The organism is Otoolea muris (assembly GCF_943193115.1).
GTDB lineage: Bacteria > Bacillota > Clostridia > Lachnospirales > Lachnospiraceae > Otoolea > Otoolea muris.
In genome coordinates this window covers 1-16168 of the sequence record NZ_CALPCY010000047.1, presented here as the reverse complement: position 1 = coordinate 16168, position 16168 = coordinate 1, and the positions used below count along the sequence as shown (strand labels likewise).

Below are 16168 nucleotides of genomic sequence, written 5' to 3'. Positions count from 1 at the left end.
TACCATTTTGTGCATGTTTTGTCCAATGCAGGTAATGGACGCCCCCCAAAAAACCATATATAATATGCACATAAAACAAACCGGAAGAATCCGCAGACAACACAAACGGCCAGCGATTTGGCCATCTAAAGCAAAAAGGGGGTTATAAATTTGATTGTGCCAGAATACTACGAAGACTTAAGTATGCTTCACGAAAACACGGCTCCTCCCAGAGCCTACTATATCCCGGCGTCAGGCCGGATCGATGACTGGCTGGAGGCGCGGGAAGCGTCGGATCGGCTCCAGCTATTAAACGGGATGTGGAAGTTCCGGTATTATAGGAGCATCTATGAGCTTGAGGATGCGTTTTTTGAGATGGATTACGACCTCTCCGGTTTTGGAAGCCTTGCGGTTCCGGGCGTGTGGCAGATGGCGGGCTATGACGCGCATCAGTATACGAACATCCGCTACCCGTTTCCCTTTGACCCGCCGTATGTCCCCCGGGACAATCCATGCGGGGCTTATGCCTGTGAATTTACTTATGAGTGGGATGAGGCGGCCCCGCGGGCATTTTTGAACTTTGAGGGGGTGGATTCCTGTTTTTATGTGTGGCTGAACGGGATGTACATCGGATACAGCCAGGTATCGCATTCCACGAGCGAGTTTGAAGTGACCGGCGCGCTCTGCGGGGGAAGGAACCGGCTGGCGGTCCTGGTTCTGAAGTGGTGCGATGGGAGCTATCTGGAGGATCAGGATAAATTCCGCATGAGCGGTATTTTCCGGGATGTATATCTGCTGAAACGCCCCCGCGAGGGGGTCTGGGATTATTTTGTGACAACCTGGACGGGAAACGGCGCGGCGCAGGCGTCGGTGCGGATCGATTTTTCCGGAAAACGGATCCCTGTTTCGCTGACGCTTTACGACAAGTCCGGCCGGCTTGTCAGCCGCGCGGATATGAAAGCGGAAGCCGGAGATGCGGAAGCGGAAACCGGAGATGCCGAAGCGGACGCCGAAGCAGATGCCAAAGCCGACGCAGGAACGGAAGGGATGGAGAAGAAAGGCAGCGCGGAGGCGGTCCTTGCGATCCCGGATCCGGTTCTGTGGAATACGGAGGCCCCCTATCTTTATACGCTGGTGATCGAGACGGCCGGAGAAACGATTGTGGATACAGTGGGCCTGCGCGAGATTGCGATCCGGGACGGGGTGTTATGGTTTAACGGGAAAAATATCAAGTTCCGCGGCGTGAACCGCCACGATTCGGATCCCAGGACGGGGTTTGCGGTGAACGTGGATCAGATGAAGCGGGATCTGGAGCTCATGAAGCGCCACAATATCAATGCAGTGCGCACGAGCCATTACCCGAATGCCCCGGTGTTTTATAAGCTCTGCGATCAGTACGGTTTTCTGGTGATCGACGAGGCGGATGTGGAGAGCCACGGGCCGTGTGAGATTTTCTGTGAGGATAATACGGATGAGACGAAGTTTGACCGCTGGAACGAACCAATTGCGGACAATCCGGCGTGGGGGGAGGCCATCCTGGACCGCGTGCGCCTGTGCGTGCACAGGGATAAGAACCGCTCCTGCGTGGTGATTTGGTCCATGGGAAATGAGAGCGCCTACGGGCGCAATTTTGAGCGGGCCCTGGCGTGGACAAAGGCGTTTGATCCCGGGCGGCTTACGCACTATGAGAGCGCCAGGTACAGGAAAAAGGGCGCGGCGTATGATTTTTCCAATCTGGATCTGTACAGCAGGATGTACCCGTCCCTTGAGGAGATACGGGAGTATCTGGACAGGGGGGAGAAAAAGCCGTTTATCCTCTGCGAATACTGCCACGCCATGGGAAACGGACCCGGGGATATCGAGGATTATTTTGAGCTTATCCAGGAACGGGACGAGATGTGCGGCGGCTTTGTCTGGGAATGGTGCGATCATGCGGTCTGGCATGGCGGGACATCGGAGGGCAGAACCGTGTATTTTTACGGGGGCGATCACGGCGAGGCGATCCATGACGGGAATTTCTGTATGGACGGCCTGGTATACCCGGACCGCCGCGTCCACACAGGGCTTTTGGAGTATAAAAATGTATACCGTCCGGCCAGGGCTGTTTCCTTCCATCAGGAGAGCGGGGAGCTGGCGCTGCGAAATTACATGGAATTTACGGATTTGGGCGACTATGCAGAGATCCGGTATGAGGTGAACTGCGACGGGGCCTGTTTAGAGCAGGGAATCCTGCCCGCATGCTCCATAAAGCCGCAGGAGACGGGACGCGTATGTCTGAATATCGCGGTTCCGGAGAGGGGGCGCGCGTATGTAAGGCTTTATTATTACCTGCGTACCGCGAATGAACTGCTTCCCGCCGGGCATCTTTTAGGGACAGAGGAGCTGCCGCTTAAGACAAAGGACGACAGGAACCAGGAGGCGCTTGTATGGCTAAATGCGGCTGCAGCGGAATTTCTTCCAGAGCCGCTCACAGTGCGGGAGACGGACGCGGAGATCGTCTGCGGGGGCCGGGGCTTTTCCTGCAGCCTTGATAAGCGGACGGGCCTGATAAGCCGTTTGTCCTTCGGGGGCAGGGAGTATTTAGACAGGGCCATGGAGCTGAATATCTGGCGGGCGCCCACGGACAATGATATGTATATAAAGAAGGAATGGAAGCGCGCGGGATATGACAGGGCGGCGGCAAGGGCCTATGGGACAAACATCAGCCGGACAGAGACAGGGGTTCTCATCACATGCGCCATGTCCGTCAACGCGGCCGCGGTGCAGCGGATCCTGGATATCGAGGCCAGGTGGCAGATCGATGCGGCCGGGGGGATTTTCCTGGAGATGTCAGTAAAGCGGGACATGGAATTCCCGGAGCTTCCGCGGTTCGGCGTCCGTTTATTCTTAAAAAAGGAGCTTTCCGAGGTTTCCTACTATGGGCTGGGGCCGTATGAGAGCTACTGCGACAAGCACAGGGCGTCCCTGCACGGGCTGTACCGCGCGAGCGTGGGGGAAATGCATGAGGACTACATCCGGCCGCAGGAAAACGGGAGCCATGCAGACTGCGATTATGTGACGCTGACAGGCGGCAGATGGGGGATTACGGCCGTCTCAGAGGATCGGTTTTCATTTAACGCATCTATCTATACGCAGGAGGAGCTGGAGAAAAAAGAACACAATTATGAGTTAGAGCCTTCGGGCAGCACAGTGCTGTGCCTGGATTATAAGCAGAACGGGATCGGTTCCAATAGCTGCGGGCCGGTTCTGGGGGAGAAATACAGACTGAATAAAGAGAGCTTTACGTTTCGTATCAAAATGGCGCCATTTGTCAGATAGAGGTCAGAAAAAGCCGCGGCAGGCCATAGTTACTATTCACATTTAAGAAAAGCGGGCCCTTGCGTTCCGGTATTCAAGCATGCAGAATCCGGAAACGAATACGGGATGCGGGTCCCGCTGTGTACTCCACGGAAAATCAGCCGCAAAGGCAGGCATGGGGAGACTCCGGGAGTACATCACTGCAAAAAGGAGTGTAGTTATGGAGGAGAAACGTTATTTAAAGTGGTACAACAAGGTAGGATACGGTTCCGGAGATATTGCAGGAAATGTGGTATATGCATTCTTATCCTCCTTTGTTATGATTTACCTGACGAACACCGTGGGGATGAATCCCGGCGTGGTCGGCTCGCTGATCGCAGCGTCGAAATTTTTTGACGGGGTTACAGACGTATTTTTCGGCGCGATGATTGACAAGACCAAAAGCCGGATGGGAAAGGCGAGGCCCTGGATGCTGTACGGCTATATCGGCTGCGCGGTTACATTAGTGGCTATCTTTGCCGTGCCGGCGTCCTTTGGGAAAACGGCTCAGTACGCGTGGTTTTTCATTGCCTATACGCTGTTAAACGCTGTGTTTTACACAGCCAATAACATTGCCTATTCAGCTCTCACGGCCCTGGTCACAAAAAACAGCAGGGAACGGGTGCAGATGGGATCCTTCCGGTTCATCTTTGCCTTTTCGACCAGCCTTCTGATCCAGTCCGTGACCATCGGGGCTGTGGCCGCCGCGGGCGGAGGGGCCTCGGGCTGGAGAACCGTGGCCGTCATCTACGCCGTGATCGGGCTGATTGTCAATACGCTTTCTGTCTGCTCTGTAAAAGAGCTTTCCGAGGAAGAGCTAAGCGAGGCGTCTACCGCAGACGGCGGCGCGCCGGATGAGAAGTACGGCCTTGTCACAGCGGCAAAGCTGCTTATTTCCAACAGGTTTTATCTGATGATCTGCGGCGTTTACATTTTACAGCAGATCTATACAGCCATGATCAACATGGGTATTTACTACATGACGTATGTGCTGAAAAATGAAAATCTGTTCGGCGTGTTTTCGTGGGCCATCAATATTCCCCTGATCGCAGCGCTTATCTTTACGCCTTCGCTCGTGGCGCGGTGGAAGGGGATGTATAAGCTGAATCTAAGGGGCTATATGCTGGGAACCCTTGGCCGTGCGCTGGTGGTCGCAGCAGGGTATCTGGGGAGCGTCCCTTTGATGCTTCTGTTTACCGGCGTAGCCGCTCTGGGGCAGGGGCCCTGGCAGGGCGATATGAACGCCGTGATCGCCTCCTGCTCGGAGTATACCTGGCTGACAAAGCGCAAGCGGGTGGACGGGACGATGTATTCCTGCACCTCCCTGGGCGTAAAGCTCGGCGGCGGGCTGGGGACGGCCATCGCCGGCTGGCTGCTCGCGGCCAGCGGATTTGACGGGACAGCGGCCGCGCAGCCGGAGTCGTGCATCCGCATGCTGTATGTGATGTACTTATGGATTCCGATGGCGATAAGCCTTGTTATCACCCTGATATTGTCCAAAATGAATGTGGAAGAGACGAATGAAAAGCTTAAGGCGAACGGTCAGCGGGCCGGCTGACGCTTAAGGGCGCGGGGCGCATCCTGACGGATGGTTCGTCCGGCCGGGAACGCCGCCATGTGGCTGAAATGCCGGATGGCGGCGCATTCCTTTATTCCCGCGTGTAGCGGGCCAAGTGGGCATGCTTGCATACACATTTGGCGACTCCCGCGTGCAGCGGGTGGTTATGCATGGTATACATGATTGAAATAGTCTGCATAAAAGTCCATCAGGCCGTTCATAAAAATTTTAATACGGTTCATGGCGTAGCCTCCTTTCTGTACCGGATGAGGCTATTTTACACCATATCAGAGCGGATTACGCGCCAGATGAGAGGAAAAAGCAGACAATTTGTTACAGTTCGCGGGGCGGGGAAAACTGGCGGAAAACAGACGTCAAGCTTGCTTGTAAGGCTGTTTTCTGTCAGTTTTCCACATCGGGCGGACGCCCGATGCTTCTTGTCTGGCTGTGCCGGACAAGAAGATGAGCCCCGTGAACAGTAACGACGATTTTTTCACCTGTGCGGCTGCCAGTTTTGGCCAGAGAAAGGAGAAGCCGGATGTATCCAATATACGAGGCGGCGGGGCGTGAGCTGACGCTGCTCGACAAGGCCCCGGGCCATATTTCGCCCCATCTCCACCAGGCGGTTGAGTTTGTCTATGTGGAAAAGGAGACGCTGGAGCTCGGCGTGGGAAAGGAGCTGTACCATATGGAGGCCGGGGATTTCGGCGTGGTGTTTCCCAACCGGATACACCACTACCAGGCGTTTGGCGGGCCGGGCGGCCGGGCGCTCTTTCTGCTCGCCCCGGCGTCGATGCTGAGCCCGTTTGGAAACGAGTGGCAGCAGCGCGCGCCCAGGAATCCTGTGATCCGAAGGGAAAACGTGCCGGCTGATATCGTCAACGCCGTGCACCGCCTGTTTGAGAGCAAAAAAGAGGAGCGGGCGGTCAGGCAGGCTTATGTGCAGATCCTGTTCGCAAAGGCCATGACGCGGCTGGAGCTGGAGGAAGAGAGCGGCCAGGAGGATGCGGATATCGTGTACCAGTGCGTCTGCTATATTTCAGAGCATTTCCGGGAAACGATCACAATGCCAGAGATGGCAAAGGCGCTGGGAGTCGGCAGATACGTCCTGTCGCGGGTGTTTTCAGGAACCTTTCACCGCAATTTTAACCAGTACCTGAATGAGACGCGGCTTAACTATGCCTGCTCGCTGCTCATGCATACAGACCGGCCGGTTACGGAGGTGTGCATGGAGGCCGGGTTTGAGAGCCAGCGCACGTTTAACCGCGTCTTCCGGCAGTTTTGCCATATGACTCCCAGAGAGTACCGGAGAGAAATGGCGGCCGCAAACAGGAGCGCGGCCGGCGGCCGGAATTTGTGACGGCCGGCGCGCATGGCTTGGGAACCGTCTGGAAATAACTTATGCAAGTTGCACAGGATTTTTCTTCGCAACTTGCATAAGTTATTTCCGGACAGTTCCTTACATTATCTTGGTTCATAAATCAGATCCGTTATGCCGTTCCATGCCTGCGCGCGTACAAGGCGCAGCTTCACTTCCCGTTCCATGGGGCTGAAAAGGCGGATCCCGCCTCCAAGGATAGTTGGGACAACGGAGATGTGGTACCGGCCAATCAGATGTTCCCTCATAAGCTGCCGGACGATATCAGCCCCGCCGCAGATCCAGATGTTTTTTCCGCCTTCCTTGGCCAGCCTGCGGACTAAGCTGCAGGGATCCTCGGAGGTGAATGCGATCCGTTCCGAAGAAGGGAGCGCTTTATGCGTGATGACATAGCTTTTCTGATCGGGATAGATCCATTTTCCCGGGGACAGCTCGGTTGTGATCTGGTTCCAGGTGTTGTACCCCATAATGATGGTATCCACGTCCCTGATGAATGCCGGGTAGGGGCCGGGATCCTCCGCTGTGTCCTCCTGGCCGTTCAGCCAGCCTACGCCGCCGGCGGGATCCGCGATATATCCGTCCAGGCTCATGGCGATGAATAAAACGATTGTTCTCATGTTTTTACCTTTCAGAGTTCTGTGAGCAATACAGAAAGTATAGCATAATAGCTGGCGTTTTTCTATATTTTATCTCAGATTCGTGTTTATCCGCAGGCGGCGTTCACGGATGTTTGCTGGCTGCTGTGAACGTACATGAACCAATGTCAGTTAGTTAAGGTTAGGCGAAAGGGAAAGATTCCGGTAAGTAGAAATGAAACAGTCGGAAACAAGGCGTTTCGGATGAATCGTTTCGGATTTATTTGACAGGAATGGTTTTAGAGATGTTTTATCGGTTCCTTGCTTCAGAACAACAGAAAGCTTACATTGAAATGCAGGAAAGGCGGATCGCCGAGAAAGATGCTGCCATCGCTGACCTTAAGAAGCTGGTGGATGAACTCCAGTCCCTGAAAGCGAACCTTCTGGAAACCCTGGCAGAGTTCCGGAGGCAGTTTTTTGGCGTGGCCAGCGAAAAAACAGGGGAGCCAAAGCCCCCTGCAGGGCCAGGGGAGGACTCCGCTAAAACGATGGTAAAAGCCCACAGCAGGGTATCCCGGAAACCAAAAGCCGCCCGCGCAGAGCAGTATGCAGCCCTTCCGGTACGGGAAATACGGATCCCGCTCACCCGGGAAGAACGCAGATGCCCCTACTGCAATGGCGAAATGGAAAACGTCAGTTACGTTAAGGTGCGGGAAGAACTGAGGATCACTCCGGCCAAAGTGGAGCGTATCCGATATCTGCAGGAGACGGCCGTCTGCCCGGAATGCAGAAAAGACGGTGATGGGACCTTTGCAAAAGCATCCGCCCCAATGGCGCTGATGCCGCACAGCCCGGCCTCGGCCTCAGCCGTGGCATATGTGATGTTCCAAAGGGTATTCCTTGGGCTGCCGTATTACCGGCAGGAATCCCTGGTGGCCCAGCTTGGCCTGACGCTTCCCAGGGAGACCATGGCAAACTGGTGTATCTACTGCGCAGAGCATTACCTCCTGCCGCTGTATGAAAAGCTGCACAGCCTTCTGCTGAAGAGGGATGTCCTGCATGCAGATGAGACTACATGCCAGGTCCTGCATGAAAAGGGCCGGACAGCAGAATCCACCTCTTATATGTGGATCTTTCTGACCGGAAGCGATGGGCTTGCACCGATCGTCCTGTACGATTACCAGCCCAGCCGCAAAGGCACCTGTGCCCGGGATTTCCTGGAAGGATTCCATGGCCTTCTCCAGTGCGATGGCTATCAGGGCTACAACAAGGTCGAAGATGTGGTCCTCGTATGCTGCCCGGCCCACTGCCGGAGGAAATTTTTTGAGGCGGTGCCCGCACAGCGCCGGAAAAACATAAAGCTTTTGGATATCCTTTCAGAAGAAGCCATACCAGAACCCAGACTTCCAAAGGAAGGGGAAGTTCCCACATGGATCCCGGCGGAAGTGGGCCTTTCCTACTGCAACCGGCTGTTCTATCTCGAACGCGGTTTTAGAGATCTGCCCGCACAGGAGAGGGCGTTAAAACGCAGGGAACTGGAAGTTCCAATATGGGAAGGCTTCTTCCAGTGGGGCGAGACGGTAAATGCGGCGGGAGGTAGTAAACTGGCAAAAGCGGTGAAGTATGCCCTGAACCACCGGGATACCTTAAACAACTATCTTTTGGATGGGAGATGTGAAATATCAAACAACGCTGCGGAACGGAGGGCCAAGAGTTATGCCATAGGCCGCAAAGCGTTTCTTTTCCATGCCTCCGAAGCCGGTGCACGGGCCAGTGCAGTGATGTATAGTATTGTTGAGACAGCCAAAGCGAACGGTCTGAACGTGTTCCAGTATCTGTACATGGTGCTGTTGTATATGCCGGACTATCAAAATGAGTCCGCAGGCATGGAACAGCTGCTTCCATGGAGTGATTTTATAAAAAAACATTGTTCAGGTCTGATCGATATAGAAAGCATAACAGCAGAAGCACATGAGCCATTGCCTGTTTAAAAGCGCAGCAGCACCAAGGGGATCGTCTGCAATACGGCAGGTTATTCATCGCTTACAATTGTTTAATTGGTTTTCCCCATCCCGTGAAAAGTAACCGGACACTTGTCTAAATATAAAAAATGATATCAACTGATTGTGTATTTCCACAAACTATACTATACTTAAATTCTGATATATTCAGGAAACAGGAGCAGCGATTCTGCGTGCGCGGAGTATACGTGAACAGATGGAATTATGTGACAGTTCAGGTATTAAGCTAAGAAGTGATATAAGCCTGAAAATAGTTTTCTGTTAATTTTATTGTAGTACGGAGGGCAGAAGGCCATGATTGAAAAGAAGAAGCTTCCGATAGGAGAAGAATTTTTTCGTAATATCAGGACAAAAGGGTTCTACTATGTAGATAAGACGGAATTTATCAGTGAACTTCTGAGAACCAGGGGCAGCGTGAATCTGTTTACACGCCCCAGGCGTTTTGGAAAGAGCTTAAATCTGGACATGCTCAAAACATTCTTTGAAATTGGCACAGACGCTGCACTGTTTGAAAATTTAAAAATTTCAGAAGAAAAGGAACTGTGTGAACAATATATGGGAAGGTATCCGGTTGTATCCATCAGCCTGAAGGATGTCGGAGGGGAAGATTTCCAGACGGCATATGAGACGTTGTCCACGGTGGTCAGCGAAGAGGCGGCCAGGCTGGGTTTTCTTATGGAAAGCAGCCGGTTAATGCAGTATGATAAAGCAAGATTTGAGCGGCTGGCGGAAAACCGGCTGGAGAAACCATCGGATCTTTACAACAGCCTGAAGCTGCTGACAAGACTTTTGCGTAAACACTATGGCGTCTCTGCGATTGTGCTGATTGATGAGTACGATGTGCCTTTGGATAAGGCATATCAAAACGGTTATTATCCGCAGATGGTCAGCCTGATCCGCTCGATATTCAGCCAGGCGCTTAAGACAAATGAGAATCTTGAATTTGCGGTAATTACAGGCTGTCTCCAGATTGCGAGAGAAAGTATTTTTACAGGGCTGAATAATTTCAAGATTCGGACTGTCTCAGATGTCCGGTTTGCAAAATACTTTGGATTTACAGACCTGGAAGTAAAAGCTCTGCTTGATTATTACAATCTGGGAGAGAAGTTCGGGCTTTTTAAGGAGTGGTATGATGGATACCGGTTTGGAAATACACATGTATACTGCCCATGGGACGTGTTAAATCAATGTGATAAATTTTGCGAATCAAAGAATGCCCGGATGGAGTCCCACTGGGAAAACAGCAGCAGCAACCATATTGTAAAAGATATCCTGGAACACTCGAATGAGACGACAAGAGCGGAGATTGAAGCGTTAATTTCCGGCGAGTGTGTGGAAAAGCCATTGATTTCGGGACTGACATATCAGGATTTTGACAGCAGGGAGCCGCAGAAAAGGCAGACGTATCTGTGGAGCATTCTTTTTGCAACCGGGTATCTTACAGACGCCGGAGAGCCGGCCGGAAAGGTTCATAAACTGGTTATCCCAAACCGGGAAATCCTTGAAATATATGAAGACAGAATTCACGCATGGTTTGAAACAAGAGCGGTAAGTAATACAGAGAGATGGAAAGAATTCTGTAAAGCGGTAAAAAGAGGGGATGGGGAGAAAGTCGGGTTATTGTTTGACAGCTTTATGAATGATTCCATCAGTATCCGGGATACGTATGTCAGGAAAGAGATGAAAGAGAACTTTTATCATGGAATGCTGCTGGGGCTTATGAGAGCAGAAGAGAGCTGGATTGTAAAATCAAATGCGGAATCAGGTATTGGATATACGGATATTTTGATAATGATTCCGTCAGAAAGGGTTGGATGCATAATGGAAGTGAAGTATGCGGAAAACGGCGCATTTGAGACGGCATGCAATCAGGCAATGAAACAGATAGAGGATGGAGGATATATGGCGGTTTTAAAACAGGAGGATATGAGGACCATTCATAAATTTGGAATTGCCTGTTATAAAAAAAGCTGTAGGGTGACGGCGCAGACCATGTAAACGGACAGAGATATTCAATATTTTGAGAAAATGTACCTACATTTATTCCCTGCATGAAAATTTCCATTTCCGTTTTGATATGTTTCAGCTCAGCACGGCAGTACAGCTTTGCAGGCAGGCTAATTCCAAAGGCATCCAGAATCAGCTTTAGGTCAGGGCCATCCGCATCCATGAACCACTACAAGTCTCCGGGAAGAAGGTCTGCCTTCCATTTGTTCAGTGCGGCCTGTCAGCCACCTTGTCGAAGTCCACAAATGCCCGGATTTTTGAAGAGTTCAGGATTTCACAGGTTTCCTCATTAACACATTCTTTCTTGAAGATTTTGCGTTGTTTTCGGACAGCGGTTAGAAAAAAGGACATAACAATTAAGCCTGCAAAAAAGAGTTTTTTACAGACAGAAACCAACGTATTTTATTTCGTTTATAAATTAAGCGGCATACAGGCGTGCGGCCTTATATCTGGCGTCAGGATGTATGCATATGCCGATGAGCATACTCCAAAAAGAAAAATGATCCCTGCCGCGTATTTTCAAATTCTGCAGGCAGTAATCATTCAACCCCCGGTCGTTGATGCGCTCACATGCAGTACGCTCGCTGTATATCTGCCTATACGCTTCGGAATCCCTTGGGATGCGGGGATGGAAACGCAGGTCCGCATGGTTTTTCACGTATACCGTGCGCCCGTAAGAGCCTGGGGAACATGCCGCTTCATTTGTGCAGGAACGGATACGCCCGCATCTGAGGGGGCAGCGGTATTTGTGTGCATCCTTTATGGGATCATTCCCCCATGGGCACATTTCATGCCCGGCAGGGTATATGGGATGGCCGGATTTATCGAAGGTGATGCCGGCCGGCATGGAAAAGATCTTCTGGAGTGCAGCTTCCGGATTGTCAGCGGCAGGCTTACCGTCCAGGATATCATTTACGATGTCCCTGGCGGTAACCGTGCAGGGGTCTTCCGGCTCCGCCAGTTTTCCATCGGCGCCAATCAGCTTTTTGGGGTTTTTGCCGTTTTTGCCTGCGGGAAGAAGAGCCGTGCGGGAATAGCGGTTCCTCGATCCTATCCAGAAGCGGTTCATAAAGTCATAATAAGAGCCGAGGGGCGGCAGCTCTTCCAGAGAGGCGCAGCCAATAAGGACAGCCAGGGAAATGGATTTGGGAAGGACTTTCCGCACCCATAAAGTAAGGCTTGTGCGTGCTTTGGTTTTATTAAAAAGCAGGACGAAAAGTATCAGGGAGCGCAGGATCTGCGCCTGGCGCGCTGCCTGGCGTCCCCCTTTGGAATAAAAACCGGGGATGTATTCCAGAAGCGGGTCAAGGTTGAGGTTTAAGAGTTTCTGCCGTTCTTCATCATATTCGTTAAAGGAATATTTTGGGTTGTTGCGGGAAAGCCTGCGGCCAACCGTAGTGACGCTGGTTCTGTACTCGCCATGGCTCTGCCATGATCCGGGTTTGAACATAAATGTGACCTCCTTTGTTTTATCAGTGAAATTGGATAGTTACGTATAAAACAAAGGGCCGTTTTCGCTGGCATTATCAGCGAAAACGGCCGCACATTTCGGGGTATTTGTCAACCTGTTTTTTTGAAAAAAAGAATTATTTTTAGAGAACAGGAAGTTATTTAAAAGCGGAAATGTTACAAAATGAAGGTAAAAAATAGAGGTGAAAATGAGATTTCGGAAACTTCTGACGCCTTATAAAACAAGGGATTCGAGTTTCCGAGAGCACACAATACTTATCAGGGGTGATTTTTCAAACACGTTCTAATGTAAACTGTATTCACCCCTTCTTCCATCCATCGTACCAAAACTGCACAGCCAGGGCCAGAATCGGCGCGGCAATTGTTGCAATGACGCTGCAGGCATTGCTGGAGACATTAAACTTCCATAAAAGAAAGATTACGATGGCAGCGACAATGAGAACACCAAGAAGAGGGCCCCAGAATTTAAGAAGGCGTATTCGGTCGCTCTCTTGCTGGCGGAGGCGGACCAGGGGGGAAGCCTCTCCGGCAAATTGTTCGATTTTTTTGTTCTGCCAGATGATACGCCGGATATGGTTAATTGTTTTTAATTCATAATCAATAATGTTAATATATTTTTCAATAACAGGGTCAACCGTGTAAAGATCCTCTTTTTTGAGTTCATCAATCAGGCGGATAGATTCATGGGTCTTACTGTAAATCTGGAACAGGGTACAGTTTTGAAGCAGCTCTTTTTCGCTCTCATTTCTGAGGCAATGATATACTCCGTGGCTGCCCATCATATATCGGTCTTCCTGCAGGATTCTGCGTTCTTTGGTCAATCGTTCTTTTAATTCGATAAGCTGGCAAGCTTTTTGAGTGTATTTGTCAGCCGACTGCCCGGAATTTAGAAATTCGTCATACCCGTTAAGCGAGTCGGCAAATTCTCCGATCACAAAGGACTCAAGCTGCAGATGTTTGTTTTGATATTCTTTATTGGGGAGCGGCTTGGCAAAGTGTTCCAAAAGTAAATCGCAGCGGCCTTGATTGTTATTGTGAATGTGATCGCCAGTTACTGCGGTGTCCAGCTTATGTAGCAGCATGGTCATAATATTTCCGCTGTTCGTGTCTAAATCAAAACGGATCGCCTTTGCCGTAGGATTATTTATTGAAATAATCATTTGTCCTTTCCATGCGGGATCCAAGGTAGTGCTAATGTGTCCCAATCCCTGGCAGACTCTGGAAACTTTGGCGTGAAAGGTTCCGGCCATAGAACGGTCAACTTCAACATACTCTTTTGAAAAAAACAGAACCGTGTCATTTCCGGGAATTATGACATATCGGTTTACTCCTTCATTTGTGGTCTGCTGATGGACCGTCAGCAGAATCCCCCGATTAATGGAAAAAGCAAAATAGGTAGTAGACAGATTATATCCAATACCTGTCAGGTTTTCTTCCTCAAAGGGATAAATTTTTAAACTTCCGTCTGCAATCGCATTGATTAAATCATCTCGGGATAGCACGGGATACCTCCTTTATTGTCTTTCCTGCTGCTCCTGGCATGGATAATGAGACTCTTTAGATAAAGAAAAGCCGGCGTATTCTTGGAAATCGGTATGCATTTTCTCTGAGCCGTTGGCCGATGAAACTTTTCTGTTTTCGTTTCGCAGAGCATTTTTGTGGAACTCTGAGGCAGAGAAATGAATGGCGTCCAGTTCATCTTTGTACGGAATTAACGGTGTATAAAAACGAACATAAGCGCTTCCGACAGCCCCCACAAAAAACTCATATTGCGCCTGTGTATTTGGGTCGCCTACTTCTATCACATGAGAGTGTGAGATGCCAGGATATTGTTCAATATAGTAGATTTTACTGATATTGGCTTCTTTGGCTTTTTTCGCACATAATTCGCAGGGGCTTGAGGTGGTAAACAAATATCCGCCCTTTGCACGCTCATTTCCGCATGCGGCCAAAGCCCGTTCCTCTCCATGTAAAGCTCTGGTATAAATCTGATCCCGCTGTTTGATGATATCCTGATAAATATCTTTAAAACAAAAGGCCATAGGTAATCCGTTCAGATTTTCTTTGGCATTTATCAGAGCAGAATTGATTTTATCTAAATATGCCCGGAAGGTTGGATCATCGAGTTCATATTTGCTGTAGGCTTCACTATCATGTTTTCTGAGTAAATCAAAAAGATTTCTGCGCAGGCAGGATTCTACGCCGCAGGGGGCATCGTTCCATCCCAGAGACAATATGTTATATTCACTGTCTGTCACGACTGCGCCTACCTGACGTGACAGACATCCGGAATTCAGTTTGGCAGTCATCGCAATCTGCATACATCGTTCAAGTTTAGTAGGGGTAAGCAGACCGGGATGGAGGATCAGAGTGACGATTCTGCCGAGTGAACGGATCAGGGGATAGTCACATTTGTAATCAGCCTCTTCGCGGTTGCGTGTGACAAAAATATCAGCATTCTCAATGCAGGTCATGACATCCTGAAGGATAAAGGAAGCGGTTTTGGATTCATAGGCAATCCTTCTCAGGGGCTTTTCAGGCGCAAAGATTTCCTTTATAAATTGGAATTCAGCGGTGCCTACCCCTAAATCTTCACATAATGTTTTACTGCGGTTAATAAAATCAGTTTCGCTTTCCTGTGTTTTTTTTCTGCTTTTTATATAATCATCAGCCAGATTAAACAGCTTTTTTCCGCTTGAGAGGTTTTCCTTTAAATCTGCGAGCTTAAATTGGACGATATCTCCGAACTTTGCCTGCCGCTTCTGATCATCGCAGGAAACCGCCATCAAATAGAAGGCTGAATAGCGCTTTTTAAAGTAATATGTCTCAAATATATTTTTAAAATTATTTATGATCACAAAGGTAACAGGATTCGTGAGCGGAGGTTTTGTATCAGAGGATGCTTCCAGCAAGGGATAATGCCGCAGTATTTTTACGAATTGATTGATTCTCTCAGAAAGAGCAAATAATTTTTCAGCGTTTATGGTATTTTCTTTCTCCTGACTGGTAATAATGCTGCCGCTTGCCCGGATGCGGTTGCCGAAATATTGAAAGGCAGTGGTAAACGGGCCATCCCCTAAATCTTTTTTGATGAGATCTTTTAATGCAGGAAGAACTCCATAGCAAAAGATAAAGGAGTCCATTGTGAATTCTTTTCTGTCCAGACAGGCCCGGATGCTCCTCCACGTACTCCAGATAATCTCGCTGCTGACTGCTTTTTTCACAAATTCCTGGCTTTTTTTCTCTAATATCTTAAAATGTGATGATGTCAGGGCGCTGTCCTGATTATAGCAAAGAATTTGGTCAGCCTTTACGATTTTTTCCAATATTTTTGACTGAAATTTTGCTGGATTTTTGATAGAGTCCGACAAAATTTTTTCTATACTTTTTCGTACAAGATTGCCATTCGGATTGTTTTCCAATACATTCAGTTCAGAATCCATCAAAAAGGTGAGGATAGCACTGGTGACTCTGAGTTCAACAAAAGGCTGCCAATGATGATGTAAATAGCGATAAATAACTTTATGTTCACGAATTTCGCTCATAGAAAATCCGGTTGTATTGGCAGGCTGGGTGACATTATCGGAAAAATCGGGACTTGTCAACAGTCTGCATACGTCAGATGTTCCGGAACAAATTTTTCCGGTTAATCCTATGATGCAAAATTTTCGATTTTGTTCGGAAAGCTTGTTTACAAATTTAGATGATTGCTTAGAATCCATGTTTTATATCCCCCATGCTTAATCATGATTTCTGATATTATTTATTTTACTCAAACTTCCCACATTAAAAATGGGATTTGCTCCTTGAAAAATCAATACTTTAGCTCACAAAATAGCGCTCA

The 16168-nt window shown here is 49.5% G+C and carries 9 protein-coding genes; 5 read left to right on the top strand and 4 right to left on the bottom strand.

The features are described 5' to 3' along the window. Positions 1–150 precede the first annotated feature (150 nt). From NFS31_RS20575 to NFS31_RS20565, 3 genes are all read left to right on the top strand, one after another. Positions 151–3297, top strand: a complete 3147-nt coding sequence (locus NFS31_RS20575; protein ID WP_251499325.1) for a glycoside hydrolase family 2 TIM barrel-domain containing protein — start codon at positions 151–153, stop codon at positions 3295–3297. Positions 3298–3496: 199 nt separating this feature from the next. Continuing rightward, entirely contained in the window at positions 3497–4873 is a 1377-nt protein-coding gene (locus tag NFS31_RS20570) for an MFS transporter (RefSeq protein ID WP_251499322.1), read from the top strand. 538 nt (positions 4874–5411) lie between these two features. Next, on the top strand, positions 5412–6233 hold the full coding sequence (locus tag NFS31_RS20565; RefSeq protein ID WP_251499320.1) for a helix-turn-helix transcriptional regulator: 822 nt from the start codon (positions 5412–5414) through the stop codon (positions 6231–6233). A gap of 104 nt (positions 6234–6337) precedes the next feature. Here NFS31_RS20565 and NFS31_RS20560 read toward each other — a convergent pair whose 3' ends face one another. Further along, positions 6338–6868 (bottom strand): dihydrofolate reductase family protein, encoded by a 531-nt coding sequence (locus NFS31_RS20560; RefSeq protein WP_251499317.1) that lies wholly within the window; start codon positions 6866–6868, stop codon positions 6338–6340. Between the two features lie 263 nt (positions 6869–7131). Here NFS31_RS20560 and tnpC point away from each other — a divergent pair, with 263 nt between their 5' ends. Together tnpC and NFS31_RS20550 are read left to right on the top strand one after the other, a co-directional pair. Continuing rightward, positions 7132–8817 (top strand): IS66 family transposase, encoded by a 1686-nt coding sequence (tnpC, locus tag NFS31_RS20555; RefSeq protein WP_251499313.1) that lies wholly within the window; start codon positions 7132–7134, stop codon positions 8815–8817. 324 nt (positions 8818–9141) lie between these two features. Continuing rightward, on the top strand, positions 9142–10845 hold the full coding sequence (locus NFS31_RS20550; RefSeq protein WP_251499310.1) for an AAA family ATPase: 1704 nt from the start codon (positions 9142–9144) through the stop codon (positions 10843–10845). Positions 10846–11272: 427 nt separating this feature from the next. Here NFS31_RS20550 and NFS31_RS20545 read toward each other — a convergent pair whose 3' ends face one another. From NFS31_RS20545 to NFS31_RS20535, 3 genes are all read right to left on the bottom strand, one after another. Then, positions 11273–12304 carry a transposase gene (locus NFS31_RS20545; protein ID WP_251499307.1) on the bottom strand — a complete coding sequence of 344 codons (1032 nt, stop codon included), beginning with the start codon at positions 12302–12304 and terminating at the stop codon, positions 11273–11275. A gap of 319 nt (positions 12305–12623) precedes the next feature. Further along, complete coding sequence (locus tag NFS31_RS20540) at positions 12624–13826, bottom strand: dCTP deaminase domain-containing protein (RefSeq protein ID WP_416389488.1); 1203 nt, start codon at positions 13824–13826, stop codon at positions 12624–12626. A gap of 12 nt (positions 13827–13838) precedes the next feature. Next, entirely contained in the window at positions 13839–16046 is a 2208-nt protein-coding gene (locus tag NFS31_RS20535; protein ID WP_251499302.1) for a cytidine/deoxycytidylate deaminase family protein, read from the bottom strand. Positions 16047–16168: the final 122 nt, after the last annotated feature.